This is a genomic window from Candidatus Pyrohabitans sp. (assembly GCF_054014795.1).
Genome location: NZ_JBPMGE010000069.1, coordinates 1 through 10,152, shown reverse-complemented (window position 1 = coordinate 10,152; position 10,152 = coordinate 1). Strand labels below are relative to the sequence as shown.

The 10,152-nt window shown below is 52.1% G+C and carries 7 protein-coding genes; 6 read left to right on the top strand and 1 reads right to left on the bottom strand.

Going from position 1 to position 10,152, the window contains the following annotated elements; translation table 11 throughout:
* On the bottom strand, positions 1 to 434 hold a 434-nt coding region (locus ACXJJW_RS07450), incomplete at its 3' end, for a DUF7523 family protein (RefSeq protein ID WP_456475108.1).
* Between the two features lie 92 nt (positions 435 to 526).
* On the opposite strand from ACXJJW_RS07450, the gene carA reads away from it, so the two are divergent.
* From carA to ACXJJW_RS07420, 6 genes are all read left to right on the top strand, one after another.
* Positions 527 to 1,618, top strand: coding sequence for a glutamine-hydrolyzing carbamoyl-phosphate synthase small subunit (gene carA / locus ACXJJW_RS07445; RefSeq protein ID WP_456475107.1), 1,092 nt, complete (start codon positions 527 to 529; stop codon positions 1,616 to 1,618).
* Between the two features lie 28 nt (positions 1,619 to 1,646).
* Positions 1,647 to 4,889: a carbamoyl-phosphate synthase large subunit gene (gene carB / locus ACXJJW_RS07440; protein ID WP_456475106.1), complete on the top strand. Its 3,243-nt coding sequence runs from the start codon at positions 1,647 to 1,649 to the stop codon at positions 4,887 to 4,889.
* 114 nt (positions 4,890 to 5,003) lie between these two features.
* A complete protein-coding gene (locus tag ACXJJW_RS07435) occupies positions 5,004 to 6,083 on the top strand; it encodes a hypothetical protein (protein WP_456475105.1) in 1,080 nt (359 codons plus the stop codon).
* Positions 6,084 to 6,147: 64 nt separating this feature from the next.
* Positions 6,148 to 7,167: a WD40/YVTN/BNR-like repeat-containing protein gene (locus ACXJJW_RS07430; protein WP_456475104.1), complete on the top strand. Its 1,020-nt coding sequence runs from the start codon at positions 6,148 to 6,150 to the stop codon at positions 7,165 to 7,167.
* Between the two features lie 477 nt (positions 7,168 to 7,644).
* On the top strand, positions 7,645 to 8,319 hold the full coding sequence (locus tag ACXJJW_RS07425) for a hypothetical protein (RefSeq protein WP_456475103.1): 675 nt from the start codon (positions 7,645 to 7,647) through the stop codon (positions 8,317 to 8,319).
* 75 nt (positions 8,320 to 8,394) lie between these two features.
* Positions 8,395 to 10,152, top strand: a 1,758-nt coding sequence (locus ACXJJW_RS07420; RefSeq protein WP_456475102.1) for a hypothetical protein, incomplete at its 3' end; no start/stop codon positions are given.

The following is a 10,152-nucleotide window of genomic DNA, read 5'->3' as shown; positions in this document are numbered from 1 at the left end:
CGCTTGCTCTCAATCAGCTCATCGCCAAACAGCTCCTCTAGCTTTGCGATGTGCCCCTGGCGAGTCACTATGGTAAGGTTCTCCAGCCCCTGGAGGAGCACATAGGTCTCTCCCCGAAGGGCGCGGTGCACCTCGAGCACCTTGCGCGGTGTTTCTCTGGAGAGTGAGGTGGTTATCAAACCCAGGTCATAGCGAAGGCTCACCTCACTATTTGCAAGGATTTGCCATGCCTCACCCTGCTCCAGCTTCGCACCCCCGCTCCTGCGCAGCGCCGTAACAATACTCTGAAGCTTTACCCCCGCGCCCAGTGCGCGCTCCACCTCCGGCTTAATAAGCCTCGCCAGGGCGCGGTAGTTAACCACACCATAGCTTAAATACTCGGCTATGTTGGGATACTTCCTGAGCACCTTGCGGGTTGCCTGAGATATATTCATTGCAATCGACCCATATGGCTCATCTTATTACCATTTGATACATTAGTTGAATAAACCTTAAGTAGGGGAAACATAGCAGTAGTTTTGATAGTATGAAGGCGGCGCTTGTTCTCGAGGATGGTACCATTGTTAGTGGCGAAGGCTTCGGCGCAGAAGGTGAGGTCTATGGAGAGGTGGTCTTCTGTACCAGTATGACAGGCTACCAGGAAGCTCTCACGGATCCGAGCTATGCCGGGCAGATACTCCTTCTCACCTACCCGCTGGTAGGCAACTACGGCGTTAACAGCTACGACAGCGAGAGCTTAAGGATACAGGTAGAGGGTTTTGTGGTTCGCGAGGCGTGTGGGAAGCCAAGCCACCGCAGTGCAGAGGCGACTGTGGATGAGTTTCTGAAGCGGGAGGGAATACCGGGCATCGCGGGCGTCGATACCAGGGCGCTTACCATAAAGATAAGAAGCTATGGTGTGATGAAGGGCGCCCTTAAAACATCTCAGCGAGAGATAGACGCGGAGGCGCTGCTGGAGAGGTGCAGGGCTGCGCCAGATATAGGTGAGCTCGACCTGGTGAGCGGTGTCACCTGTGAAGATATTCAGCATCACCCCGGCAAAGGCCCCAGGATAGCCATTCTCGACCTGGGGATGAAGTGGTCGATTCGTGACAACTTCCTGAAGCGCGGGTGTGAGGTCTATGTTCTGCCAGCAAAAACATCGCCGAAGGAGATTCTGAATTTAGAACCCCACGGCGTGGTTGTGTCTCCCGGGCCAGGAGACCCGAAGCGCGTGCCCTATGCGATTCGCACAGTTCGCGAGCTCATGGGCGAGGTTCCGCTCTTCGGCATCTGCCTGGGGCACCAGATGCTCGCTCTCGCAAGTGGAGGCGAGACCTACAAGCTCAAATTCGGTCACCGGGGCGCAAATCAGCCGGTGAAGGACCTGCGCACCGGAAGGGTGTACATAACCTCCCAGAACCACGGGTATGCGGTTGACGCGGGTTCTCTCCCCGAGGACGAGTTTCGTGTCGATAAGCTAAATCTCAACGACTCCACCGTCGAGGGAATGCGCCACCGCAGCCTGGAGATAATGAGTGTGCAGTACCATCCCGAGGCCAACCCCGGCCCCAAGGACAGCGAGTACCTCTTTGATGAGTTTCTGGAGATGATAAGGGCGCCTTCCCCGCCCTTATAAACCCATCCATACCAGGAGAGGTTGAAGAATGCCAAAGCGTAAGGATATTCAAAAAATCATGGTCATAGGCTCAGGGCCGATAATAATAGGCCAGGCGGCGGAGTTCGACTACTCGGGTTCGCAGGCGTGCAAGGCGCTGCGCGAAGAAGGCTACCGCGTTGTGCTGGTGAACTCGAATCCGGCTACGATTCAGACAGATAAGGAGATTGCCGACATCATCTACCTTGAGCCCCTCGTGCCCGAGATTGTGGCTGAAGTTATAGCAAAGGAGAAACCGGACGGCTTCATAGGCACCATGGGGGGGCAGACCGGCTTAAATCTAACAGCCCAGCTCTCCGACATGGGCGTGTTTGAGAAGCACGGCGTTGAGGTCCTGGGAACGAGCGTCGAGACCATAAAGCGCGCAGAGGACCGTGAGCTTTTCGCTGAGCTGATGCGTGAGATTCACGAACCCATACCAGAGAGCTATGCAGTTAATAGCATTGAGGAGGCAGTGGAGGCCGCGAACAAGATAGGCTACCCTGTGATTATAAGGCCAGCTTATACTCTGGGTGGCACCGGCGGGGGTGTGGCGAACAGCGAGGCTGAGCTTCGCAGCATAGCTGAGCGCGGGTTGAGTGCCAGCATGGTGCACCAGGTGCTAATAGAGAAGTCCCTGCTGGGGTGGTATGAGTATGAGTACGAGGTTATGCGCGACTCTGCAGACAACTGCATAACCGTATGCAACATGGAGAACCTTGACCCCATGGGGGTTCATACAGGAGAGAGCATTGTCACCGCGCCAGCGCAGACGCTCAGCGATGAGGACCACCAGAGGCTTAGAAGCGCAGCACTCAAGATAATCCGTGCCCTTCGCATAGAGGGAGGATGCAACATCCAGTTTGCGGTAAACCCCGAGACCTGGGAGTACTACGTGATAGAGGTCAACCCCCGAGTTTCCAGAAGCTCTGCGCTGGCGAGCAAGGCAACAGGTTATCCTATCGCAAAGATATCGGCGAAGATTGCCGCAGGGCTAACACTTGATGAGATTCCCAACGACGTAACCCAGGAGACGCCGGCCAGCTTTGAGCCAACCCTGGATTATGTGGTGGTGAAGATTCCACGCTGGCCCTTCGACAAGTTTCCTGAGGCAGACCAACGCATAGGCACGCAGATGAAGAGCACGGGCGAGGTAATGGCGATAGGGCGGAGCTTTGAGGAGGCTCTGCAGAAGGCGATGCGCAGCCTTGACATAAAGCGCTTCGGCATATGCTGCGATGGCAGAAGTTATGAGACAGAGCGCGAGGCGATAATTGAGAACCTGTGCAACCCCACGGATAAGCGAATATTCTACGTCTACGACGCCCTGCGCTCAGGGATGAGCATTGCGGAAATCAACCGCCTCACGGGCATATCGCCCTTCTTTATAGAGAAGATTAAGAACATCCTCACGATGGAACGCCGCCTTAAGGGCAGAGACATAGGAGAGGTTACTCAGGAAGAGCTCGCCTCAGCGAAGCGTCTCGGTTTCAGCGATGCACAGCTTGCGCACCTCCTCGGATGCAGCGAGCTGGAGGTAAGAAGAAAGCGCAGTGTGAAGCAGGTCTACAAGATGGTTGACACCTGCGCCGCTGAATTTGAGGCCAAGACGCCCTACTACTACTCCTCCTATGACAGCGTGGATGAGGTTAAGGTGAGCGAGAGGCGTAAGGTGCTCGTGATAGGCGGCGGGCCCATACGCATCGCTCAGGGTATAGAGTTCGACTACTGCTGCGTTCATGCAGTGGTTGCGCTCCGCGAGGCAGGCATAGAGGCGATACTTGTGAACAACAATCCAGAGACCGTATCTACGGACTACGACACCAGTGACAAGCTGTACTTTGAGCCGATTACACTTGAGGACGTGCTGAACATAATTGAGAAGGAGGCCCCCGAGGGGGTTATAGTGCAGTTCGGCGGGCAGACTCCACTTAACCTTGCTGTACCTCTGACCGGACAGGGGGTAAAGCTTCTGGGCACCAGGAGCGAGGACATAGACCGCGCCGAGGACCGCGAGCTCTTCACGCGGGTGCTGAAGAAGCTGGGGATACCTCAGGCAGAGTATGGCACTGCCTTCAGCGTTGACGAGGCTAAGCGTATAGCTAAGCGAATAGGCTACCCCGTGCTGGTGCGCCCCAGCTATGTGCTCGGGGGAAGGGCCATGGAAATCGTCTACGACGACGCTCAGCTTGAACGCTACATGGCGCTTGCGATTGAAGTGAGCGAGGAGCACCCCGTACTGGTGGATAAATTCCTGGAAGATGCGGTGGAGGTGGATGTGGACGCGGTGAGTGATGGCGAGGATGTTTTTATAGGCGGGATAATGGAGCACATAGAGCAGGCGGGGGTGCACAGCGGAGATTCTGCATGCGTACTTCCGCCCCAGACGCTTTCGCGGGAGGTGCTTGGTACAATCAAGGACTACACTGTAAAGCTCGCCCGGGAGCTCAATGTTGTGGGGCTGCTGAACATCCAGTATGCGGTGAAGGACAGCAAGGTCTATGTGCTTGAGGCTAACCCGCGCGCTTCCCGCACTGTGCCCTACGTGAGCAAGGCAATAGGCGTGCCCCTGGCGAAGCTTGCAACAAAGGTGATGCTGGGCAAGAAGCTCCGCGACCTGGGCTATGTGGGAGAGCGCAAGATTCGCCACGTGGCGGTAAAGGAGGCGGTTTTTCCATTCCTGAAGCTTCCGGGCGTTGACCCAGTGCTCGGGCCTGAGATGAAGTCCACAGGTGAGGTGATGGGAATGGACTTCGACTTCGGCAAGGCCTACTACAAGGCACAGCTCGCCGCCGGGAATCGCCTTCCCACCAGGGGAAGGATATTTATAAGTGTGAATAAACGGGACCGCCAGGCGATTGTGCCCATAGCGAAGAAGCTGCATGAGCTCGGCTTTGAGCTTCTAGCCACCGACGGTACCAAGGCGAGCCTCGAAGGTGCTGGGATACCCGCAAAGCTTGTGCGCAAGGTCAGCGAGCCCAAGCCGAACATCCTGGATGTGATGCTACGCAGGGAGGTGGATTTAATAATAAACACACCCACCGCCGGAAAGGTGCCCTTCACCGACGGCTTCTACATCCGCAGGCATGCGGTAGACCTGGGAATACCCTACATAACCACCATAGCCGCAGCTCAGGCGGCGTGCAGGGCTATAGAGAGTGTGCTCAGCGGTGAGATAAGTATTCGCAGCTTGGACGACTACTACCGCGGGCATGTACACGAGCTTCGGTTAGAGGATTTTGGCGGAAAATAAAAATCCGGTGAAGCAGCTTTTTTATTATTTAAACCTTACGATTTCGTTCTAAACTCTTCGAACATTTTCGGGTGGTTTATATAGTGGGGTAGAAGAGAAAATTAAAAAGAGGTGATGAAAATGACTACAGGAAGTGCGATAGAGGCATCAAAGGATATATTTTTGAGAGACTACACAAGCAATGGACATAAGAACTTCTCCACAGCGAGCTTTACCAGCGAACAGCCGAGTTTTCTTGCGCAGGATGGATACTTCCTTACCAGACTTAAAGGAAAGCTGTACAGGGATGGAGACCCAACATGGCAAGACGTGAACTCAACTGCAATTCAAGCGCTGAATGCTCTGTGCGACAAGCAGAATTCAGACGGCTCGTGGAATGATCCAAATATGGACCCAGACCCCAGAGCAACCGGACCGTGTGTATGGGCTCTATCACTCGGGGCTAAGGTACTTGCCCTGGACTCTACCACAGCACAGAGATATAAAGATGCAGCCAGGAGTGGAGCGGACTGGCTGGTGCAGTTCTGGGACAACTGGAACGCACCAATAGATGATGATTACTATACATCGCCTAACCAGCTGGGACTAACGCTAATGGGTCTTTCCGAAGCCTACCGATGGGGGTATACCAGCAATAACTATAATTTTCCGGCAAAAATGCAGAGCTATGGCGATGCTCTGACAACACTGCAGAATCAAAACCCAGCGAACAATGGTTTATGGAGAAATGGCAGCAGAAATAATAGACCTGATCATCAGCCCAATGGTACAGGTGATGGATATGAGGTTTACATGGTTTATGAGATGTGGACTATGCAGGGGGATGCTATCTACGCGATGAACAGGGACAATCTTACACCCCCTTCAACACCCACAAACAAATACTGGACCGACGCCAGAGAATGCTGCGCTAAAATATGGGATGTGCGCAGTACCTATGGTTATTACCCCAAGGAAATGAACCAGTATGGCAATCCTTTGGAATGCTCCACGCATGCAAATCCGAGCAACCCTCCCAGAGCATATGCAGAAGTTGCACCTATTTCATGGGGATATTACTCCGCGGCCTTCAGGCAGGCGGTGAGCGACTGCGGTGGCACCAGGAAGATGTGCGAACAGTATCATTTCCATCTGGGCATCAATGGTCTTTCGGGTGGTATGTACTGGGAGATAGACAATCTGCTCCTCTATTAAAGCAAAGTATAGTGCTCTTTTTTTCTCTTTTATATTTTTAAATGTTGGTGTTTAAATGTTTTACATGAGATACCTTCTGATTTTCATTCTTATTGCAGCGGTTCTGGCATACGGAATCTACGAATTGAAAAGCCCCCGCTGGACACACAGCGGTCCTCCAGAGCCATACGATGACGTATTTGCCATTGCAGTAGACCCTGCAAATCCCAAAATAATATACGCTGGCATAGGACGCTACTATGAGGGCAGGTACGGAGGTGTATTCAAAAGCATCGACGGCGGCAGGAGCTGGGAGGATTTAGAGGGGCCACAAAACACAATTTTCGCGATCTCTGTGAATCCGCGTAATGGCAGCATTGTGTATGCGGGCGGCGGAAGGCTGTACAGAAGCACAGGCGGAGGGAGAAGCTGGGTGCTGATTGAGGACGTACCTCCGGGGATACGTTCTATAGCCGTAGACCCGGATACAGGAGTTGTGTACGTTGGATGCCTGTACGATGAGCTCGGCTGGAGAGAAGGGCAGCAATACTCGTGCTTTTTCAGAAGCACAGACGGCGGCATAACCTGGGAAACCATAGAGCTTCCAGACAATTACGCACCCATAAGCATTACTTCAATAGCTATCTCCAAGGGAGTAATCTATGTGGGCGGTAGTGGGCTGTATAAAAGCACCGACGGTGGTAAAAGCTGGGTGCTCTTGGAGAGTGCCCCTCATGATATTAGAGCGGTGACGGTGGATGCGGTCAACCCTAACATAGTGTATATTGCAACGCTTAATAGTCTGTTAAAAAGTAGTGATGGCGGTGCAACTTGGGAGAAGGTGACAGTGCCACTGAATGATGCCATGATTTCTACAATTGCGCTGAATCCTTCTAATCCTGAGGTAATCTATGTAGGAACTATACATCAAACCGCAGGAAGATGTAAAGGTATCCTGAAAAGTTCAGATGGCGGTGTAACTTGGGGGGAGATGAACAAAGGACTGAAAGGATGCGGTGCAAGGAGCATCAACGCCATAGAGATTGCAGCTGGAACGATTTACATTGGAACATATGAAGGTGTGTTTTACAGAAAGGTGAACTGATGAAGCTTAAGAGGGCATTTTATTTTTTCTGCTCTGTATGCACAGGGGTGCTAGATTTTAGCCTGAAAATTATTAAAACAAATAGGTTGCAATAGTAAGCTTCGAAAATCTTAAAAATGACACGTTCTTGCTCTGAAGGATGCACACTAATATTTAACTCTTGCGATTTTGTTCTAAACCTTTCGAACGTTTTCGCAGGATTTATATGGGAGTGATTTCTGATGTCTCATAGAGGGAGGTGAGCAAGATGGTTACCTGCTATCCCTCGCCGACATGTATAGATTGGTGGTATGTGTGCTACTGCAACGAACAGTGTTACAACGATGAGAGCTCAACGCAGATCTGGTACAGGCACGAATGTCTGTGCTGTGTGGACGGAGATTGCTGGATTGATTACTGCTGGGTTTACTACGGATGGTGCTATGCAGACCTCTGCTCACCCTGCGGAGCGGCAAGCTACGGAGGGGACTGCACTGTATGAGGAAGATTCTATTGTTAGTACTCGCCTCTGCGCTCGTAATTGCGGCAGGTGTAATGATAAAGGGCGAGAAGGAGGGTGAAGATATGAAAATGCCGATGAAAATAAAACCTTCTCAGGCAGGGGTTGTAAAAGCAGAGCAGAAGAGCTTTACATCCTTTGAAGAGGCTGCGAGGGCAGTTGACTTTCCTGTTATGGCACCCACCTACATCCCCTCGGGATTTGAGCTGAAAAGAATTGCCGTGGCGACCATGCCCCTGAAGATGAAAACAAAGCGGGGTTTTGTGAACTTTACCACGCTGTACTTTTTGTACATGAGGGATAGCGGTATCAACAGCGATTACATAGTTATCATGCAGGAGCCCGGGGATGAGCCCAGAGGCGTGCCTAAAGGTCCTGAAGGGTCACTGGGTGGAACTGTGATGGTTCAGGGTGTGGAGGGGAGGTGGTCCAGAGGCTGGTGGGCTACTCCGCCCCTCAATAAAAGCCTGTGCAACTTTACTCCAGAGGAGGTGGAGAAGGTTCTTGGAGAGAGGAGATGGACGGAGGAAGGTCTGAGACTGTCCTGGACAAAAGATGGAGTAACTTATATAATTGAAGCAAGGGGGAATATGTCAATAGAGGAGCTGGTGAAAATTGGGAACTCCCTTAAAATTGTTGAAGTGGGCAAATAGTCTGACAGTAAACCTTAACTTTAAACCCTAACTTTTTATTTTATTGTGATAAAACTGTAATGGGGTAAATCAAAAATGAAGAATATAAGGGGGTACCTGTCGCTTCTTGCGATGTTTTCCTTGCTGTTCCAGCTCTCGGCTGCGGATGCAGGTCTCAGGGTAACCTCGGTGAGTTGTGGTGGCGATGTGTGTCTGCTCGGCATCTACCACTACGGAAAAAGCGGACTCGTTAAATACGATGGCCATTCTTTTCACGTTATCCCGCCAGGAGACCTGAAAGAGCCCGTAGTGCGCATCGCCTGGAACGGAGAGTACTTTCTGGCAGCGGGAGAAAAGGGAAGGCTGCTGGAGTATGACGGTCATAATTTGAGGGATCTCACCTCACAGCTGGGCTGGGGCTACGGGACGCAGGTACTGAAGTTTATCCCCGGCGGGAAAAGGTGGCTGATATATGGCGCAAGCATGGCCAATGAGGAGACCCTCAGCGCGGTATATGATGGGGAAAGATTTTCAAGAGCTCCTAAAGGTCTGGTCTGGGAGATTGTACCTGTCGGAGATGGACGCTTCTGGTTTGTCTGTGATAATGCCGTCTGTGAGTACAACGGAAAAGAAATAAGAGAAATTGCAGATATTCCTCTTTCCAATGTTGATTTTTACAGGCTTTACTGGAATGGGAAGCATCTTCTTCTGGTGGGGGATTATGCTCAAAATGGAAGCTGGTACAGCAGGCTTATTGCCTTCGACGGCACAGATTTTAAAGAGTTGAATTACTCTTGGGACCCACTAACAAAAATTGCGTGGAATGGCAATTACTGGGTGGTCAACTACTACTCAGAAAACAATTACAGGTTCGGGAAGGTGTACGAAGATAAATTTGTTGAAGCTGGCACAGTTCTCAACACCAGCACCTCTGCGCTTGTTTGCAACGGCAGCTACTGCCTTGTGTCCTATCGCTGCAGTGGAGTTTATGGATTTGATGGAGAACATTTTGAGAATCTCACTGAAAGTTTGAGGGAAGCCGGTGCTGAGTGTGCGGATAAAATCGCATGGGGCGGCGGTTTCTGGTTGGTGCTCCAGCAGGATAGCAGGGGTACCGTTCTCCTAAAGTACAGCGGCGGCGCCTTTGAGGACCTGACCCCACGGCTACTGAAGGTGCTCTCAGAGCAAAGCATAGCTGAGAATAAAACTGCTGGAATTTCTGAGCAGCAGGAACTCATTGGAGCCAAGTACCACTTCCTTGCCATAGGCTGGAACGGCTCCACCTGGCTGATTGCGGGCATGATTGTGCCCCACACAATAGCCTTCATGGCCACCTACGACGGCCGGGAGTTCGCCCCCGTCGCGCCTCCAGCGCGGAAGCTGTGGGTTGAAAGCATCTCCTGGAACGGGAGCGAGTGGATTATAAAGGAGAGGGGAAATGTGGAAGGGAGTAAGCACAGAATCTACGCCTACGACGGCAGAGAATTTAGAGTAGTGGGTACATGGGAGGAGGCTGAGGGAGAGGTATACAAAGAGTGCAACGAGGAGTACTGCCTGGTATGGAACAGAAGCACGCAGAGGCTGCTGAAGTACTTAGAGGGCAGGTACATCGACATCACCCGCAGGAGCGGTGTTCAGGCACCACACGAGGGTGTGGTGCTCATGCGGTGGAACGGTGAATACTGGCTCATCGGCGTTGGTGGTGCAGAGGGTGGAGGTGTGATAAAATACGACGGAAGAAACTTTGCCCATCTGAGGATGCCCACCCCCACTGCTCCGGGCGCAATTGCGTGGAATGGCGAGTACTGGCTGATTGGAACGCTTGCAAATCCAAGATTCTCGGGTGCGCTGGTG